Below are 17,134 nucleotides of genomic sequence, written 5' to 3' on the forward strand. Positions count from 1 at the left end.
GAGCGCGGTCCAGGTCAAAGAAACGTGCCGCCCTCGCCGCGGTAGGTGGGGACGGTCCGGACGAGCCGGTCACCGTCGATCAAATGCAGCTCGGCGAAGCGCTCGCACAGCTCGCCGGCCTTGGTGTGCCGGAACCACACCCGGTCGCCGACGCGCAGGAGATCGGCGGCGGGGCCGAGCAGCGGGGTCTGCACCTCTCCCGCGCCCTCGTCGGGGTCGAAGGACAGCCCGGACGGCAGGTACGGCTGGGGCAGCCGCATGGGGTCGCCGGGGCCCGAGGCCAGGTAGCCGCCGCCGAGGCAGGTGGCCACGCCCGGACCGGGGCGGCGCACGACAGGCAGGGCGAACAGCGCGGCGGGCCGCCCGCGGAAGTTGGAGTAGTGGTCGAACAGGTGCGGCTGGTACAGCCCGGAGCCCGCCGCGATCTCGGTGACGGCCTTCTCCCGGGCGGTGGTCTCCACGCTGCCGGTGCCGCCGCCGTTGACGAACTCCAGGTCCGCCAGCTCCCGGACCGCCTTGACGATCTTCGACCGGCGGATGGCCAGTTCGAGGCGGGACCGGCGCTGCATGGCCTGGATCGCCCGTGCCCGCGCGGGCCTGCCGGGCGGGCGGTCGCCGACGCCCGCGATCTGCGCCTCGTACGCCATGAGCCCGACCAGCCGCAGTCCCGGCCGCTTGACGATCCGCTCGGCGAGCCCGCGCACCTGCTCGGGGGAGTGCAGCGGTGATCGCCGCGCGCCGAACCGCAGCCGCCCGCCCAGCGGCCGGTACGAGGCGTCGATGTCGACGCACACCCGTACCGGGCGCCCGCCCGCGGCCTCCTCGATCAGGTCGAGGTGCGCGTCCGAGTCCACCATCAGCGTGACGGTGGCGGCGGCGCGCTCGTCGGCGGCCAGCGCGGCGACGGCCGCGCGGTCCGCCGTCGGGTAGGCGACCAGGATGTCGTCGCTGGTCTCGTGGCGTGCCAGCCACAGCGCCTCGGGGAGCGTGAACGCCATGATCCCCGCGAACCCGTCCATCGCCAGGACCTCGTCCAGGAGGGCGCGGCAGCGCACCGACTTGCTGGCGACGCGGATCGGCTTGCCCGCGGCGCGGCGCGTCAGCCCGGCGGCGTTGGAGCGGAAGGCGTCCAGGTCCACGACGGCCAGGGGGGCTTCGAGCCCGGCGGTCGCGGCGTCGTATCGGTCCCGGAGGTTCATGGGCGTCACAGTGCCACAGTGCGGGCGGTAAAGCGAAAATCCCTCGTATTACTTCCCTCGTTCTCGGGTGGCCGCGCCCTTCCCGTCCCGGTCTTCCGTCCACCGGTAAGCCTGCTGGTGAACGGGTGTGGGACGCGTAGGCTTCAAAGGGTGTCCGAATATGTACTGACCCTCTCGTGTCCCGACCGTCCCGGGATCGTCGCCGCCGTCTCCGGGCTGCTCGCCGAGCGCGGATGCAACATCCTCGAAAGCCAGCAGTTCGGTGACCGGGACAGCGGCCGGTTCTTCATGCGGGTGCAGTTCGAGGGAGCGCAGGGCACCGACCCCGACGAGCTGCGCGGGGCCTTCGCCGCGCTGTCGCCCGAGCTGGGCCTGGAGTTCAGCCTGACCGACACCGCCGAGCGGCAGCGCGTGCTGATCATGGTGTCCAAGGCCGGGCACTGCCTGAACGACCTGCTCTACCGGCACCGCTCCGGCCTGCTGGACGTCGATGTCGTGGCGGTCGTGTCCAACCATCCCGACCTGCGCCCCCTCACCCAGTCGTACGGGATCGACTACCACCACCTGCCCGTGCAGGCACAGGCGGGCAAGCGCGGTAAGGCGGCGCAGGAGGCCGAGGTGCTCACGCTGGTGGACCACTACCGGGCCGACCTGGTGGTGCTCGCCCGCTACATGCAGATCCTGTCGGACGACTTCTGCGCCAAGCTGCCCGGCCGGGTGATCAACATCCATCACTCGTTCCTGCCGGGGTTCAAGGGCGCCCGTCCGTACCACCAGGCGCACGCGCGCGGGGTGAAGCTGATCGGCGCCACCGCCCACTACGTGACGCCCGAACTGGACGAGGGACCGATCATCGAGCAGGAGGTCGCCCGGGTCGACCACACCCACACGCCCGAGGACCTGATGGCCGTCGGGCGCGACATGGAGTGCCTCGCCCTGGCGCGCGCCGTCCGCTGGCATGCGGAGCACCGCGTCCTGCTGAACGGCGACCGCACCGTCGTCTTCCGCTGACGCGCGCCCGCCCCTGAGACGCCCACCCCTGAGCCGCCTCCTTTCCGGAGGGTGGCCGTGTGGACGCTGTCCGCATGCGGACGTGTGCCGCAGGTATCCGATCCGCCAATCCGGTTTCGCTCAGCGTCATCTTCCATCACCATTGGGTAACACGTGTCGGCACACCTCGGGGGTGGTGTATGGAGGGCACGCTGATCAAGAGCGTCCGTCCGGTCGTGGGGGCGGCCGGGGACGCCGAGGACGACGTCACGTCCGCCGAGGCTCACGCGGTCCGGCGGGCACGGCGCCTGGCGGCACGCGAGTTCCGGCTGTCGCGGGCGCCGCTCGCCCTGGTGGCCGCGCTGCTGCTGTTCGGCTGCGGCACGATCGCCGCGGTCGAGGTGGTGAGCGCGCTGCTGGGCGCCCCGGCCCGGCTGGTCCCGGCCGACCGTTGGGCCGCCGGCCTGCGCGGCACGGCCTGGCAGGACGGCGCGGTACGGGCCGTGGCCGTGGCCCTGGTCGTTCTGGGCGCGGCGATGGCGCTGCCGTCGCTGCTGCCGCGCCGCCTTCCGCGCGTGCTGCCGATGCGCGCCGCCGACCCGCGCGTGGCCGCGGGGATCAGCAGGCAGGCGGTGCGGCGGTCGCTGGCCGCGGCGACGCTGGCCGTGCCGGGCATCGTCCGGGCCCGGGTGCGGATGGGCGGCCGGTTCAGCGGACGGGTGTCGGTACGGGCCACCACCCGCTACCGCAACCCCGCCAACATCACCGACCTGGTGGAGGCCGCGGTGACGGCCCGGCTCGGCGAGCTGGACCTGATGGACGAGCCGCCCGTGCGCGTCCGCCTGCGCTGGCGGAAGGACTGACGGCGATGAGGGTCGAGAGCACGGTCGTCGCCGGAGCGCTGGCGCTGACGACAGGGGGAGGGGCACTGCTCCTCGGGGACGGCGCGTTCGGTGACGGGGCCGCGGCGCGCGCGGTGCTCGATCCGGCGCTGGCGCGGCTCGCCGAGCGGTACGAGTGGTTCTGGCCGTCGGCCGCGGTCGTGGCGGAGGTCGCCGCGATCACCGGGCTGGTGTGGTTCGGGATCCAGGTCAGGCGGATGGTGCTCAGGCGGCGGCCGGCGCTGGACGGCCCGACCCGGAACCTGGCGGGCGTGGCGGGTGGCGAGCTGCTGCGCGCGACCCGGCTGGTCCCCGGTGTGGTGGACGCCCGCCTGCGGCTGACCGGCACCTGGTGGAAGCCCCGGCTGCTGATGAGCGTGACCTGCGACGCCGAGGCCGTCCCCGCCGAGATCCGTACCGACCTGGTGAACGGGCCCATCGCCCGCTACCGCGCGGTGATGGCCATGCGCGACCTGATCGTGGTGATCCGGTTCCACCTGGCCCAGAGCGGCTCGTAAGGGATCATTACGGCCCGTGGCCTGAGACCGGCCCGGTGGGGGCCTTCCGGGAGGCCGCGGCCCTGGTGTGTCGCGCCGGCCCGGGCCCCGGCTCGGGCACGTGGGAGCTCGAGCCCGAACCGGGAGCCTATGGCCGTGGGTGACCGCGGGCGCGCGTTCGGTAAGGTCCTGGCCGTACCAGGGCGACTATGCGCGGACCCGCGCACGACGTCACGCTTGTGTACATTTCGTTCACGGCGGTGCCGTCCGCACCGGCGTCCCTGCCCGGGATGAGAGGTCGGGGGGTGGTAGTCGGTGTCCGGCAGGCGCTGGAGCCTGGCGCGGCAGTTGCTGGCGTTGCAGGCCGCCATCGTCGGCATCCTCGTGGTGGCCGGCGCGTACCTGGCGTCCCTGGACGCCCGGCGCGTCACCAACGAGAACGCGCGCCGCACCGTGACGACGGTGGCGCTGACCGTGGCGGACAGCCCGAGCGTCCGGGAGGCGCTCGCGCTCCCGAGCCCCACGTCGGTGTTGCAGCCGTACGCCGAGCGGGTGCGGCGTGACACGGGCGTGGACTTCATCACGATCATGAACCCGGCCGGTATCCGCTTCACCCATCCCAACCCCGAGCGGATCGGGGGGCACTTCGTCGGCAACACCGGACCCGCCCTGGCCGGGCGCACCTTCACCGAGACCTACACCGGGACGCTCGGCCCGTCCGTCCGCACCGTCACGCCGGTGATGGACGCGCGGCGCCGCGTGGTGGCGCTGGTGGCGGTCGGCATCACCATCCAGACGATCTCGGCGGAGCTGCGCGAGCGGCTGGTTCCCCTGGTGGCGGTGACCACCGGGGTGCTGGCGGCCGGGATCGGCGGGAGCTGGCTGGTGGCGGCGCGGCTGCGGCGGCAGACCCGCGGGGTGGCGCCGTCGGAGCTGCGCGGCATGTTCGACTACTACGAGGCGATCCTGCACGCGGTGCGCGAGGGCCTGGTGCTGCTGGACGGCAACGGCCGGGTGGAGCTGTGCAACGACGCCGCCCGCGAGCTGCTCGACCTGGACGGGATCCCGGACGGCCGGCCCGTGGACGCGCTGGGCCTGCCGTCCGAGCTGGTCGCCGCGATGACCTCGGCCGAGCCCCGGTCCGACGAGCTGCATGTGGGCGACACCCGCGTCCTGGTGGTCAACACCGCGCCGGTGCGCTCGCGGGGCCGCGCGATGGGCAACGTGGTCACCTTGCGCGATCACACGGAGCTCCAGGCGCTGATGGGGGAGCTGGACACGGTGCGCGGGTTCGCCGAGTCGCTGCGCTCGCAGGCGCACGAGGCGGCCAACCGGCTGCACACCGTGGTGTCGCTGGTGGAGATGGGCCGTCCAGCGCAGGCGGTGGAGTTCGCGACGGCCGAGCTGCGCACCGCGCAGCGGCTCACCGACCGGGTGGTCGGCTCGGTGCGCGAGCCGGTGCTGGCGGCGCTGCTGCTCGGCAAGTCGACGGAGGCGGCCGAGCGCGGCGTCGACCTGGTGGTCGCCGAGGACAGCGCGATCGACGGGACCTCGGGCGCGATCGCGCCCCGCGACCTGGTCACGATCATGGGCAATCTGATCGACAACGCGATCGACGCGGCCATCGAGGGCTCCCAGGACGTACCGGAGGGTATGGAATCGCAGGAGGCGCCGCGGGTGCGGGTGTCCGCCCGCGCCGGCCCGGACGGCGAGCTGGTGGTCGAGGTGCGGGACAACGGCCCCGGCCTGGACCCGGAGCGGGCGCACGAGATGTTCCGGCGCGGCTGGACGACCAAGGCGTCCGACGGCCCGGCGGGGCCGCGCGGCCTCGGGCTGGCCCTGGTCGGGCAGGCGGTACGGCGGTACGGAGGGCGGATCGAGGTGGAACGGGATGGTGGCGCGCTGATCCGCGTCCGGCTGCCGCTTCCCCGGCCCGCCGCCGTCCCCGTGGAGGCGGGTGATCCGGCGTCGTGATCCGGGTGCTGGTGGTGGATGACGACAAGGTCGTCGCCGAGGCGCACCGGCAGTACGTGGAGCGGGTCGCGGGTTTCACCGTCGCCGGGGTCGTCCACACGGGGGCTGACGCGCTCCGGTTCTGCGGGCGGGAGCCGGTGGACGTGGTGCTGCTCGACTTCTACCTGCCGGACACGCACGGGCTCACGGTGTGCCGGGCGTTGCGCGCCGGTGGCCTGGCGGTGGACGTGATCGCGGTGACCTCGGCGCGTGACCTGGCGGTCGTGCGCACGGCGGTGTCGGTCGGGGTCGTCCAGTACCTGCTCAAGCCGTTCACGTTCGCGTCGCTGCGGGACAAGCTGGAGGGGTACGCGCGGTTCCGCGAGCGCGCGGAAGGCGCGGGGGAGGTCAGCGGCCAGGCGGATGTGGACGGGCTGCTCGCCGCGTTGCGCCCCGCGGGTCAGGCGCCGCTGCCCAAGGGGATGAGCGCGCCCACCCTTGAGGCGATCACGGAGGTGCTCGCGGAGGCGCCGCCCGACGGGCTGTCCGCGGCGGCGGCCGCGTCCCTCACGGGCGTGTCCCGGGTGACGGCGCGCCGCTACCTGGAGTACCTCGCCGACAACGGCATGGCCCTGCGCCGCCCCACGTACGGGCAGGTGGGCCGCCCCGAGGTCAGGTTCTACCCGGTCACGCACTAGCCGCGCCCACACCGGATTCGCCCGGATTGACCTGGGTATTGTCCGGAATAGTGGTTTTATCGTGACCGAATGTGAGCATAATGCTGCACATCGACCGGCTCACCAGGGGGGATGCCGAATGAGTCAGGGAAGCGTTCAGGCGAAAGAGCGGCCCGCAGGCGCCTCCGTGCAGGACCGAGGTCACGAGTCCCAGGGGGCGCGCACGGCGTCCGGCGACGGGCAGGGAGAGCTGATCACCTCGCAGGGCCGGACGACGATCGCGGAAGCGGTGGTGGCGAAGGTGGCGGGCCTGGCGGCCCGCGAGATCGGCGGCGTGCACGACATGGGCGCGGGGATGGCCCGCGCCCTCGGCACCATGCGGGAGCGCCTGCCCGTCGGCACGAGCGACCAAAGCGCGACGCGCGGCGTCGCGGTGCAGGTCGGCGAACGGCAGGCGGCCATCGACCTCGACCTGATCGTGGAGTACGGCGCGTCCATCCCCGACCTGGCCTCGGCGGTGCGGGAGAACGTGATCGGCGAGGTCGAGCACATGTGCGGGCTGGACGTCGTCGAGGTCAACATCGAGGTGGCCGACATCCACCTGCCGGGCGAGGAGGACTCCGAGGAGCGGTCCGCCCAGACCGAGTCGAAAGTCCAGTGAACGGCCCGGCGAACGTGGCCGGGCTGCGGGAGCGCGAGCGCCGCGCCGAGCGGATCGGGGCGGCGGTGACCGCCCTCCCCGACGTGGCAGGGCTGAGCGCGGGTCCCAGGGCGCAGGTGGTGACCTACCGGGTCGGCGCCCCGTACACCGGGGTGGCCGTGCGGGACGGGGAGATCGAGGTGGGCGTGGTCGCGCGGCGCGGCCGTCCACTGCCCCAGGTCGCGGACGCGGTGCGCGGCGCCGTGCTGCCGCTGGCCGACGGCCTGCCGGTGAACGTGCTGATCGCCGACATCCAGGACGACGCCTCTTCGGGAGGGTCGGAAGGGAGCTGACATGGACGGGAAGCTGCTCTGGCCGGTCGCGGGCCTGGCCTTCGGCACGGCGCTCGGGTTCGCCGGAGCGTTCGGCGGGTTCGGGACCTTCGTGATCGTCCTGCTGCTCGGCGTCGTGGGCCTGCTGGCCGGCCGCGCGATCAGCGGCGAGCTGGACGTGGGCGACATGATGTCCGCGTTCGCGGGCAAGGGCACGGCGGGCAGGGGCGCGCAGGGCAGGGGTGAGCGGTGACGACGGGCCACGCGGCGCGCGGCAGGTCGGAGGCGCCGATGGCCGAACCGCCGCCGGCTCCGGAGCCCTCGCCCGACAGGGACGATCCGTACCACGGCGAGCGCGGCCACACCACGATCGCCGACCGCGCGGTCGAGCGGATCGTGGCCCGCGCGATGAGCGAGGACGGCGGCGGCCTGAAGCGGACCGCGCGCCCGATACGGGGCCGGATGGGCGGACCCCGCGTCGACGTGGACGTGCACGGCTCCCTGGTGACCGCCCGCGTGCAGATGGCGGTGGTGTATCCCGACCCGGTGCGCGAGGTGGCCAGGCGGGTGCGTGAGCGCGTCCGCGACCGCGTCCGCGACCTGACGGGCCTCACCGTGCGCCACCTCGACATCGAGGTGGCCAGGCTGGAACCGCTGGAGGAGCGATGACCTCGTCCGCGCCCCATGCGCAGCATGAGCTGCCGCGTGCGCTGGGTCATCCACGGTCACGGGTGGGGCCATCCCGAAAGGCCGACCGCGCGGCGCGCCGCGCGTTCCGTTCGCGCCGCGTCTGGCCGGCGCTGCTCGGCGCCCTGCTGATCACGGCGGTGGGCGCGCTCACCGCGATCGAGACGGTCTCCGGGCTGGTCGGCGAGCCGTCCCGGCTCGTCCCCTACGACCGGGTGACCTCGTGGGCGGCCGGGACGCCGTGGAAGGACTGGCTCGCGCTGCTGATCTCGGCCGTGCTGGCGCTGCTCGGCCTGATCTTCCTGTGGGCGGGGCTGTGGCCGGGACGCGGGCGGCTGGTCCCGCTGCACGGCGACAACCCCGGCCTGATGGTGGGCGTCACCCGGCGCGGGCTCAAGCGCGCGGTCGCCTCGGCGGCCGAGTCCGTCGAGGGCGTGTCGCGCGTCCGCCGGGTCGGGCTGAGACGGCACCGGGTGAAGGTCGTCGCGGCCACCGCGATGCGCGAGGAGCACGACCTGCGCGGCTCCGTCACGGACGCGGTACGGCGGCGGCTGGAGGAGATCGGGCCCATGCCGAGACGGCGCGTCACGGTCGTGATCAAAACGGCCGAGGACTAGGGGGACAGGAGCCGCCATGGACCGCCACGCGTCCCGTATCAACCATGTGGGGCTGACGCTGCTCGGGCTGATCCTGCTGGCCGCCGGGGTGGCCGCGCTGACGCGCGGGCTCGGCGCCTTCGGGGGGACGGCGGCGTCCGAACCGCTCATCACCGGGGCGATGCGCCGGTACGCCGCCGAGCAGGCGTGGTTCTGGCCCGTCGTCGCCGCGTGCGGGGTCGTCCTGGCGCTTCTGGGGCTGCTGTGGCTGATGGCGCAGGGCCGTTCGGAGCGGCTGCCGGCCCTGACGCTGGAAGAGGACACCGGCGAGGGAAGCACCCACCTGTCGGACAAGGCGGTCACGAAGGCGCTGGAGGACGAGATCGCGGCGTACCCGGGCGTCCGGAACGTCAGCGCGCGGCTGCTGGGCCGGTCCAAGCGGCCGCGCCTGCGGCTGAACGTCACCTACGGATGGGACGCCGACCTGGTCGCGTTGCGCCGCCGCATCGACGAGGAGGCCGTCGACCGGCTCCGCACCGCCCTCGAACGCGAGTCGCTGCCCACGGTGGTGCGGCTGAGCCTGGTTCCGGGAGGGCACGGGCGCAGGGTCGTGTGACCCTCCCGACAGTGGGTTTTCTTTTCCAACTCACTGCGCTAGCGTGTCGGTTGGATTTTCCAACTCACTACGGGAGGCGATGTGGGCCCGTCCCCCCGATCCGTGGGCACCGCGGCGGCGGTCGTCGCCGGCGTGGCGATGGTCAACCTGGACCTGTTCATCGTCAACGTCGCGCTCCCCGAGGTCGGGGAACACTTCGCCGGCGCCTCGCTGGCCTCCCTCTCCTGGGTGCTGAACGCCTACGCGGTCATCTTCGCGGCCCTCCTCGTCCCCGCGGGGAACCTCGCGGACCGCACCGGGGCACGCCGCGTCTACCTCTGGGGCATCGCCGTCTTCACGGCCGCGTCCGCCCTGTGCGCGTTCTCCCCGTCCGTATGGGCGCTCGTCGGCGCCCGCGCCGTCCAGGCCGCCGGGGGCGCGCTGCTCATACCCGCCTCGCTCGGGCTGCTGCTGGCCGCCGCCCCTCCCGAACGGCGCGTCGCGGCCGTCCGCGGCTGGACGGCGATCGGCGGGCTCAGCGCCGCGCTCGGCCCGGCCGCCGGCGGGCTGCTCACCGGCGCCGACTGGCGGTGGGCGTTCCTGGTGAACGTTCCCGTCGGCATCGCCGTGCTCGCCGCCGGACCGCGCGTGCTGCCCTCCGTGCCCCCCGCCGAACGCGGCCCGCGCCCGGACCTGCTCGGCGCCGGCCTGCTCACCGTCGCCGTCGCGGCGGTCGCGCTGGGACTGGTCAAGAGCGGCGACTGGGGCTGGGGGTCGGCCGAGGTCATCGGCTCCCTCGCCGGCGCGGCCGTCCTCGCCGCCGGGTTCGTCGCGCGGTCGGCGCGGCACCCCGCGCCCGTGCTGCCGCTGTCCCTGCTGCGCGTGCGGTCGTTCAGCCCCGCCACGTTCGCCAACGTCCTGTTCGCGGTGGCGTTCGTCGCGATGCTGTTGTCGGCCGTGCTGTGGTGCCGGCAGGTGTGGCACTGGGGGCCGCTCCGCACCGGGCTGGCGGTGGCACCCGGGCCGCTGATGGTGCCGCTGCTGGCGATCGGCATCGGCCCGGTCGCCCGCAAGGTCGGCTCGGGACCCGTCGCCGCCATCGGCTGCCTCGTCTTCGCCGCCGGGATCGGATGGTGGTACGCCTGGATGGACACCGGCTACGCCCCCGGGATGTTGCCCGGCATGATCCTCACCGGAATCGGCGTCGGCCTCGTCCTGCCCACCCTGATCGGCGCCGCCGTCGGGGCGCTGCCGCCGCGGTCCTTCTCGACCGGCTCGGCCGTCGTCACCATGGCCCGGCAGCTCGGCACCGTCCTCGGCATCGCGCTGCTGGTGGCCGTCCTCGACACCGCGGGAGGCCCGGACGACTTCGGGGACGGCTGGCTGCTCATCCTCGCGGCGACCGCCGCCACCGCGGGCTCCTGTGCCCTGCTGCGCCGTCCCCGCACGGCGCCCGTCTCCGAACCCACCCCGGCCACCACCGCCTAGGAGGACGCCGTCATGCGTGACGCCGTGATCATCGAAGCCGTCCGTACGCCGATCGCCAAGGGCAAGCCCACCGGCGCCCTGCACGACTCCCACCCCGCCGACCTCCTCGCCCGCGCCCTGGTGACGCTGGTCGAGCGGGCCGGCATCGACCCCGCCCAGGTCGACGACGTGATCGGCGGCGCCGTGACCCAGGCGGGCGACCAGGCCGCCAACATCACCCGCACCGCCGTCCTGGCCGCCGGGTTCCCCGAGAGCGTGCCCGCGATGACGGTGGACCGGCAGTGCGGCTCGTCCCAGCAGGCCGTCCACATCGCCGCGCAGGGCGTGCAGAGCGGCGCCTACGACATCGCCATCGCGTGCGGGGTGGAGTCGATGTCCCGGGTGCCGATGGGCTCGGCCGTCCTGCCCGGCACCGACCCGTTCGCCCCGCTGCGCACCCGGTACCCGGACGGGCTGGTCGGCCAGGGCATCAGCGCCGAACTGATCGCCGCCCGCTGGAAGCTGTCCCGCGAAGAGCTCGACGCGTACGCCTACGAGTCCCACCGCAGGGCCGCGCAGGCTTACGCGAACGGCGAGTTCGACCGCGAGCTGGCCTGGAAGGCCCCGGACGAGACGGTACGGCCGTCCACCACCCCCGAGATCCTCGCCGGGCTCAAGCCCGCCTACTACGATCCGCGGATCGCCGAGCGCTTCCCCGAGATCGACTGGCGGATCACCGCCGGCAACGCCTCGCCGCTCAACGACGGCGCCGCCGCCGTCCTCATCATGGGCGCCGACGTCGCCGAGCGCCTGGGCCTGCGTCCTCGCGCCCGCTTCCGCGCGTTCGCCGTCACCGGGGACGACCCGCTGCTCATGCTCACCGCGATCATCCCGGCCACCGCCAAGGTGCTGGACAGGGCCGGCCTGCCGCTGTCCGCCATCGACCTGTTCGAGGTGAACGAGGCGTTCGCGTCCGTCGTGCTGGCCTGGCGGCACGAGACCGGCGCCGACCTGTCCCGCGTCAACGTCCGCGGCGGGGCCATCGCCATCGGCCACCCCCTCGGCGCCAGCGGCGTCCGCCTCCTGACCACGCTCCTGCACGCCATGGAGGACCGGGACGCCCGCCTGGGCCTCCAGACCATGTGCGAGGCCGGCGGCATGGCCAACGCCACCATCATCGAGCGTCCATGACGGACCTCGTCCCTAGGATGGAGGGCATGCCGAAGGATGCCGATCCCCGCCCCTGCTCGATCGCCGACACGCTGGAGGTCATCGGCGGGCGCTGGACGATCCTGGTGATCCGGGAGCTGTTCCACGGCGTCCGCCGGTTCGACGGCATCGCCCGCAACACCGGGGCGTCCCGCGACATCCTCACCACACGCCTCCGCAAGCTGGAGGCGTCCGGCATCGTGCGCCGCGAGCGCTACAGCGACCACCCGCCGCGCTTCGAGTACTACCTCACCTCTCGGGGCAGGGAGCTCGGCGAGGTCCTGATCGCGCTCATGAAATGGGGCGACCGCTACCTCAACCCCGACGACCCGCCCGTCCGCTGGCACCATTCCTGCGGCGAGTTCCTCGAACCGGTCACGGTGTGCGCCCACTGCGGCGAGCCCGCCTTGGCCGGCGCCCACACCCCGGTGGGCCGGGGCGTCATCTCCTCCCGGCCGACGTCATGAGGGTGCGCCGGCGAACGGACGCGGACCTGGCGGCCGTCCGCGCTTTCCTCGCCGAGAACCACAGCGACAGAGTGGCCCGCCGAGGAGAACTCCTTCACCCCTTGGAGCATCCGGCGTTCGTGGCGGAGAGCGAAGAGGGACGGCTCTTGGGCGTGCTCACCTACGTCCCGGACGAGACCGGACGGCAGTGCGAGATCCTGACGCTCCATACCACCGAACAATGGCACGGTACGGGTACGGCTTTGATCGAGGCCATGGAACGGTGGGCGGCGGAGCACGGCATCGACCGTCTCTGGCTCATCACGACCAATGACAATGTCGATGCCGTGCGCTTCTACCAGCGCCGAGGGTTCCGGCTCGCCGCACTGCACCGCGACGCCGTCACCGAGTCACGCGCCCGGCTGAAGCCCGAGATCCCCCTGACCGGCGAGTACGGCATTCCGATCAGGGACGAACTGGAACTGGACCGCAGCCTTGGTGATGCTGGATGGCGCGATAGGTGAGGGAGGCCCGGCGGGCCTGTCTCAGCGGGTGTCTTCGACCACGCACAGGGCCGCCGCGATCTCCTTGATCTCGATCGTCGAGCAGGAGGTCGCGATCCGCAGCACGAGATCGAACGCCTCGTCGTCGGAGAGGGTGGGGCGCTTCCCGTTGAGGGCCAGCATGACGCGGGCCGCCGTCCAGCCGGTTCGCTTGTTGCCGTCAAGGAACGCGTGATTGCAGATCACCGAGTGCATCAGCGCCGCGGCCTTCTCGTCGACGGTGGAGTACGCCTCCATGCCGAAGGCGACGGTCGCCGGGCGCATCGCCGATGAGGACACCAGTCCGGCATCACGGACCGCCGCGGTGCCGCCGAGGACCGCGGCGTTGATGTCGATAAGGTCGTCCGCCGTCAGGTACTCGGTCATGCGTCCGCGAGCCGATCGAGAAGCGCGGCGTCCTCGGCCATCACCTGCGCCGTCACGGCGCGGACGCGGGCACGGTGCGAGCGCAGCCGGGTCCATTCCTCCACGGCTTGGACGACGGCGGAGTTGACGGATATGTGCTCATCCTCGGCGGCCTTGACCAAGAGGGCGTCGATCTCGTCGGGGATACGGATGCTGCGGGTCGTCATGAGGTCCAGCATACCGAAATGGTATCACAACGCTCCGTCAGCATTCGACTACATTAACGGCAAGTCCGCCACGTGCGGTCTCCTTGTATTTGTCGAGCATGTCGCGGCCGGTGTCCTTCATGGTCTTGATGGCGCGGTCGAGGGAGACGAAGTGGCGGCCGCTCGAAGGACAGGTGCTCGCCCACGACGAACGGGATCTCGCGGGTGCCGAACAGGCGCAGGGAGCCGCGCGAGCGGATCGCGGCGAGGCGCTCGTCCACCGTGTCGACGTCGACCAGTTCGGGCCTGTCGCCCTCCAGGCCGAGGGCGACGGCCTTGTCGCTGCCGTGCCCCTTGCCGGTGAGGCCCAGCGACCCGTACAGGATCACCCGCACGACGGCGGTCTTCTCCACCAGGCCGTCCCGGCTCAGACCGTGCGCGAAACGGTGCGCCGCGACCATCGGCCCGCCCGTATGGGACGAGGACGGGCCTATGCCGACTTTGAAGAGGTCGAAGACGCTGATGGCCATGGGGTCCACCTCGCCCGCCCCGGTCCCTCTGAGCGAAGGACCGGGCGCGGGTGTCGGCTAGAGGTTCGGATACAGCGGATGCAGGTCCGCCAGGTTCCGGACGCGCTCGGCCAGCGCGTCCTCGTCGTAGGACGGTTGCAGCGCCAGCGCGATGATGTCCGCGACCTCGGTGAAGTCCGCGGCGGTGAAGCCGCGGGTGGCCAGGGCGGGCGTGCCGATCCGCAGGCCGGAGGTGACCATCGGCGGGCGCGGGTCGTGCGGGACGGCGTTGCGGTTCACGGTGATGCCGATGCCGTGCAGCCGGTCCTCGGCGTCCCTGCCGGTCAGCTCGGACTCCACCAGGTCGACCAGGACCAGGTGGACGTCGGTCCCGCCGGTGAGCACCTTGACGCCGGCCTTGGTGGTGTCCTCGGCCAGCAGCCGCTCGGCGAGGATCTTGGCGCCCTCGACGGTGCGCCGCTGCCGCTCCCGGAACCCCTCGGACCCGGCGATCCGCAGCGCCACCGCCTTGGCGGCGATCACATGCTCCAGCGGGCCGCCCTGCATGCCGGGGAACACCGCGGAGTTGATCTTCTTGCCGTACTGTTCGCGGGACAGGATCAGCCCGCCGCGCGGGCCGCCCAGCGTCTTGTGCGTGGTGGTGGTGACGATGTCGGCGTACGGGACGGGCGACGGGTGCAGTCCCGCGGCGACCAGCCCGGCGAAGTGCGCCATGTCCACCATGAGCAGCGCGCCCACCGAGTCGGCGATCTCCCGGAACCTCGCGAAGTCCAGGTGCCGCGGGTACGCCGACCAGCCCGCCACGATCATCTTGGGCCGGTGCTCGGCCGCCAGCGCCGCCACCTCGTCCATGTCGACCAGGCCGTCGGAGGAGCGCACGTGGTACGGCACCACGTTCAGCACCTTGCCGGAGTAGTTCAGCCGCATGCCGTGCGTGAGGTGGCCGCCGTGCGCCAGATCCAGGCCGAGGATGGTGTCGCCGTGCTCCAGCAGCGCGAAGTACACCGCCGTGTTGGCCTGGGCCCCGCTGTGCGGCTGGACGTTGGCGTGCTCGGCGCCGAACAGCTCCTTGGCCCGGTCGATGGCGAGCTGCTCGGTGACGTCCACGTACTCGCAGCCGCCGTAGTACCGCTTGCCCGGATAGCCCTCCGCGTACTTGTTGGTGAGGACCGACCCCTGCGCCTCCAGCACCGACACCGGCGCGAAGTTCTCCGAGGCGATCATCTCCAGGGTGGACTGCTGCCGGTCGAGCTCGGCCGCGACCGCCCTGGCCACGTCGGGGTCGACGGAGGCCAGCGGGTCGTTCAGCGGGTCATGCAGAGGGGTGTGCGGCGGGTCGTTCAGGGGCACGTCTCAGGACTCCTCGATGAGCTTGCCGTAAGCCTCCGCGTCCAGGAGGTCGCCGGGCTCCTCGGAGATCCGCACCTTGAAGATCCACCCCTCGCCGTACGGGTCGTCGTTGATGACCTTGGGCTCGTCGATCACCGCGGCGTTGATCGCGGTGACCTCGCCGCTGACGGGCGAGTAGATGTCGCTGACGGACTTGGTGGACTCGACCTCGCCGCACGGCTCACCCGCCTCGACCGGGTCGCCCTCGCCGGGCTGCAGTTCAAGGAAGACGATCTCGCCGAGGGCGTCGGCGGCATACGCGGTGATGCCGATGGTCACGACGCCGTCCTCGGTGTCGAGCCCGGCCACCCATTCGTGCTCTTCGCTGTAGCGCAGCTGCTCCGGAACGCTCACGATGCTTCTTCTCTCCAGCTCTGGTCTCAGGAACGCTTGTAGAAGGGCAGGTCCACCACGTCGACCGGCTCCAGCCGGCCGCGGACGTCCACCGCCAGCCCGGTCTCCGTCACGGCGCCGTCCACGTACGCCATGGCGATCGGCCTGCCCAGTGTGGGCGACGGAGCGCCGCTCGTCACCACTCCACACGGCGTGCCGCCGGACGAGACGACGTCGTACCCCTTGCGGGGGGCGCGCCTCCCGCGGGCCACCAGCCCCACGAGCCTACGGCCTGGAGGGGTCTGCGCATGGACGGCCAGCGCCGCCTTGCCCACGAAATCTCCGGGCTTGTCCAGCTTGACCACCCGGCCGAGGCCGGCCTCGTACGGTGTGGTCTCCGTGGTCAGCTCGTTGCCGTACAGCGGCATGCCCGCCTCAAGCCGCAGCGTGTCGCGCGCCGACAGCCCGGCCGGGACGACCTTCTCCTCATCGCCGGGCTTCGCCTCGGCCAGCTCGCCCCAGAGGGCCACCGCGTCCCCCGCCGACACGAACAGCTCGAAGCCGTCCTCGCCGGTGTAGCCGGTACGGGCGATCAGCGCGTCCACGCCCGCCACCTCGCCCGCCATGATGGCGTAGTACCGCAGGTCGTCCAGCGGGGCCGCGGTGTGGCGCGCCAGGATCCGCTGCGCGTGCGGGCCCTGGAGCGCGATCAGCGCGTACGCGTCCGACCGGTCCTCCACCGCCGCCTCGAAGCCCGCCGCCCGTTCGGTGAGCGCGTCGCGGACGGTCGCGGCGTTGGCGGCGTTGGCCACCACCATGAACGTCTGGTCCGCGAGCCGGTACACGATGAGGTCGTCCAGGACGCCCCCGTCCGGCGCGCAGATCATCGTGTACCTGGCCTTGCCCACCGCCATCGGGGACATGGCGCCGACCAGCGCGTAGTCCAGCGCCGCGGCGGCGCCCGGCCCGCTGACGAAGATCTCGCCCATGTGGGACAGGTCGAACAGCCCGGCGGCGGTCCGCACGGCCTGGTGCTCGGCGACCTCGCTCCCGTACCTGAGCGGCATCAGGTACCCGGCGAAGTCGACGAGGGTGGCGCCGAGGTCGCGGTGGACGTCGTAGAGCGGCGTGTGCTTCGCCGGCGAGCTGGACATGGGGTTTCGGCTCCTTCGTCACGGGCGCGTGATCCGATCGTCGCACGCGTACCCGGTCGTGTTCGGGCCTCCCCCTCTGTCATCGGCCGCGTGGCGGCGCCTGAGAGCTTCACCCCGGCCCCTCGCGGGGCGGGCGGGGCTTTCACCTTCGGCGGGGGACGACGTGTCCCCGCTTTCCAGAGGTCACCTGATCCGCGCGGTCCTGGGGCCTGAGAGGTTCCGGGGAGGAGTTGCTCCTTCGGCGTCCCCTGGCCGGCTGCCAGGGGCCATGAGCGCTCCTCGTCCTCGTGCCGTCCCAGGCGTTCGGCCCTCGGGACAGGCCGGACGAAGACCACTCAACTCTCCCGCGCGGAGTGAACGGCTGCGAGCCAGGCTAGCAGCGGCCCCACCGTGCCACCAGACGCCGCCCCCGCCCCCTGAACCACCGTGATCGTCTCATCCGTAT

21 protein-coding genes, 2 pseudogenes and 1 riboswitch are annotated in these 17,134 nt (G+C 72.7%); of the genes and pseudogenes, 15 read left to right on the top strand and 8 right to left on the bottom strand.

Features of this window, described 5'->3' with window-relative positions; genetic code table 11:
• Positions 1 to 14: 14 nt before the first annotated feature.
• Positions 15 to 1,199, bottom strand: a complete 1,185-nt coding sequence (locus ACGWYJ_RS00110; RefSeq protein WP_395103374.1) for an amino acid deaminase/aldolase — start codon at positions 1,197 to 1,199, stop codon at positions 15 to 17.
• A gap of 150 nt (positions 1,200 to 1,349) precedes the next feature.
• Here ACGWYJ_RS00110 and purU point away from each other — a divergent pair, with 150 nt between their 5' ends.
• The 15 genes from purU (at position 1,350) to ACGWYJ_RS00185 (ending at position 12,693) form a co-directional block, all read left to right on the top strand.
• Positions 1,350 to 2,210: a formyltetrahydrofolate deformylase gene (gene purU, locus ACGWYJ_RS00115; protein ID WP_395103375.1), complete on the top strand. Its 861-nt coding sequence runs from the start codon at positions 1,350 to 1,352 to the stop codon at positions 2,208 to 2,210.
• A gap of 179 nt (positions 2,211 to 2,389) precedes the next feature.
• Positions 2,390 to 3,052, top strand: coding sequence for a DUF6286 domain-containing protein (locus ACGWYJ_RS00120; protein WP_395103376.1), 663 nt, complete (start codon positions 2,390 to 2,392; stop codon positions 3,050 to 3,052).
• A 5-nt stretch (positions 3,053 to 3,057) separates the two neighbouring features.
• Entirely contained in the window at positions 3,058 to 3,588 is a 531-nt protein-coding gene (locus ACGWYJ_RS00125; protein ID WP_395103377.1) for a hypothetical protein, read from the top strand.
• A gap of 294 nt (positions 3,589 to 3,882) precedes the next feature.
• The gene (locus ACGWYJ_RS00130; protein WP_395103378.1) at positions 3,883 to 5,541 is read left to right on the top strand and encodes an ATP-binding protein; all 1,659 of its coding nucleotides are present in this window, start codon (positions 3,883 to 3,885) and stop codon (positions 5,539 to 5,541) included.
• Positions 5,538 to 6,218 (top strand): response regulator, encoded by a 681-nt coding sequence (locus ACGWYJ_RS00135; protein ID WP_395103379.1) that lies wholly within the window; start codon positions 5,538 to 5,540, stop codon positions 6,216 to 6,218. The genes ACGWYJ_RS00130 and ACGWYJ_RS00135 overlap by 4 nt, the downstream gene beginning before the upstream one ends.
• Positions 6,219 to 6,384: 166 nt before the next feature.
• A complete protein-coding gene (locus ACGWYJ_RS00140; RefSeq protein ID WP_395103380.1) occupies positions 6,385 to 6,858 on the top strand; it encodes an Asp23/Gls24 family envelope stress response protein in 474 nt (157 codons plus the stop codon).
• On the top strand, positions 6,855 to 7,190 hold the full coding sequence (locus tag ACGWYJ_RS00145; RefSeq protein WP_395103381.1) for a hypothetical protein: 336 nt from the start codon (positions 6,855 to 6,857) through the stop codon (positions 7,188 to 7,190). Before ACGWYJ_RS00140 ends, ACGWYJ_RS00145 begins: the two co-directional genes overlap by 4 nt.
• 1 nt (position 7,191) lies before the next feature.
• Positions 7,192 to 7,422, top strand: a complete 231-nt coding sequence (locus ACGWYJ_RS00150; RefSeq protein WP_395103382.1) for a hypothetical protein — start codon at positions 7,192 to 7,194, stop codon at positions 7,420 to 7,422.
• Entirely contained in the window at positions 7,419 to 7,838 is a 420-nt protein-coding gene (locus ACGWYJ_RS00155) for an Asp23/Gls24 family envelope stress response protein (RefSeq protein ID WP_395103383.1), read from the top strand. Before ACGWYJ_RS00150 ends, ACGWYJ_RS00155 begins: the two co-directional genes overlap by 4 nt.
• Before the next feature lie 62 nt (positions 7,839 to 7,900).
• Positions 7,901 to 8,473, top strand: coding sequence for a DUF6286 domain-containing protein (locus tag ACGWYJ_RS00160; protein ID WP_395103384.1), 573 nt, complete (start codon positions 7,901 to 7,903; stop codon positions 8,471 to 8,473).
• A 16-nt stretch (positions 8,474 to 8,489) separates the two neighbouring features.
• Entirely contained in the window at positions 8,490 to 9,068 is a 579-nt protein-coding gene (gene amaP, locus ACGWYJ_RS00165) for an alkaline shock response membrane anchor protein AmaP (RefSeq protein ID WP_395103385.1), read from the top strand.
• 102 nt (positions 9,069 to 9,170) lie between these two features.
• On the top strand, positions 9,171 to 10,535 hold the full coding sequence (locus ACGWYJ_RS00170; protein ID WP_395103386.1) for an MFS transporter: 1,365 nt from the start codon (positions 9,171 to 9,173) through the stop codon (positions 10,533 to 10,535).
• A gap of 12 nt (positions 10,536 to 10,547) precedes the next feature.
• Positions 10,548 to 11,705, top strand: coding sequence for a thiolase family protein (locus tag ACGWYJ_RS00175; protein WP_395103387.1), 1,158 nt, complete (start codon positions 10,548 to 10,550; stop codon positions 11,703 to 11,705).
• Positions 11,706 to 11,731: 26 nt separating this feature from the next.
• The gene (locus ACGWYJ_RS00180) at positions 11,732 to 12,190 is read left to right on the top strand and encodes a helix-turn-helix domain-containing protein (protein WP_285700838.1); all 459 of its coding nucleotides are present in this window, start codon (positions 11,732 to 11,734) and stop codon (positions 12,188 to 12,190) included.
• A gap of 101 nt (positions 12,191 to 12,291) precedes the next feature.
• Positions 12,292 to 12,693: an N-acetyltransferase gene (locus tag ACGWYJ_RS00185; protein WP_352231341.1), complete on the top strand. Its 402-nt coding sequence runs from the start codon at positions 12,292 to 12,294 to the stop codon at positions 12,691 to 12,693.
• A gap of 21 nt (positions 12,694 to 12,714) precedes the next feature.
• Here the strand turns inward: ACGWYJ_RS00185 and ACGWYJ_RS00190 are convergent, their stop codons facing one another.
• The 7 genes and pseudogenes from ACGWYJ_RS00190 to gcvT form a co-directional block, all read right to left on the bottom strand.
• On the bottom strand, positions 12,715 to 13,098 hold the full coding sequence (locus tag ACGWYJ_RS00190; protein ID WP_285700835.1) for a type II toxin-antitoxin system death-on-curing family toxin: 384 nt from the start codon (positions 13,096 to 13,098) through the stop codon (positions 12,715 to 12,717).
• Positions 13,095 to 13,316, bottom strand: a complete 222-nt coding sequence (locus ACGWYJ_RS00195) for an Arc family DNA-binding protein (RefSeq protein WP_285700834.1) — start codon at positions 13,314 to 13,316, stop codon at positions 13,095 to 13,097. Before ACGWYJ_RS00195 ends, ACGWYJ_RS00190 begins: the two co-directional genes overlap by 4 nt.
• Before the next feature lie 25 nt (positions 13,317 to 13,341).
• A pseudogene (locus tag ACGWYJ_RS00200) lies at positions 13,342 to 13,464 on the bottom strand (L-serine ammonia-lyase, iron-sulfur-dependent, subunit alpha); the annotation flags it as partial.
• Between the two features lie 58 nt (positions 13,465 to 13,522).
• Positions 13,523 to 13,813, bottom strand: a pseudogene (locus tag ACGWYJ_RS00205) (serine dehydratase beta chain); the annotation flags it as partial.
• A gap of 57 nt (positions 13,814 to 13,870) precedes the next feature.
• Positions 13,871 to 15,133 (bottom strand): serine hydroxymethyltransferase, encoded by a 1,263-nt coding sequence (gene glyA, locus ACGWYJ_RS00210; protein WP_395103585.1) that lies wholly within the window; start codon positions 15,131 to 15,133, stop codon positions 13,871 to 13,873.
• A gap of 33 nt (positions 15,134 to 15,166) precedes the next feature.
• The gene (gcvH, locus tag ACGWYJ_RS00215; RefSeq protein WP_395103388.1) at positions 15,167 to 15,556 is read right to left on the bottom strand and encodes a glycine cleavage system protein GcvH; all 390 of its coding nucleotides are present in this window, start codon (positions 15,554 to 15,556) and stop codon (positions 15,167 to 15,169) included.
• 26 nt (positions 15,557 to 15,582) lie between these two features.
• Positions 15,583 to 16,689: a glycine cleavage system aminomethyltransferase GcvT gene (gene gcvT, locus ACGWYJ_RS00220; protein ID WP_395103389.1), complete on the bottom strand. Its 1,107-nt coding sequence runs from the start codon at positions 16,687 to 16,689 to the stop codon at positions 15,583 to 15,585.
• Between the two features lie 187 nt (positions 16,690 to 16,876).
• Positions 16,877 to 17,046, bottom strand: a riboswitch (glycine riboswitch).
• Between the last annotated feature and the right edge of the window lie 88 nt (positions 17,047 to 17,134).

Origin of the sequence: Actinomadura sp. SCN-SB (assembly GCF_043906805.1) — a bacterium.
In the GTDB taxonomy this organism is placed as follows: Bacteria; Actinomycetota; Actinomycetes; order Streptosporangiales; family Streptosporangiaceae; genus Spirillospora.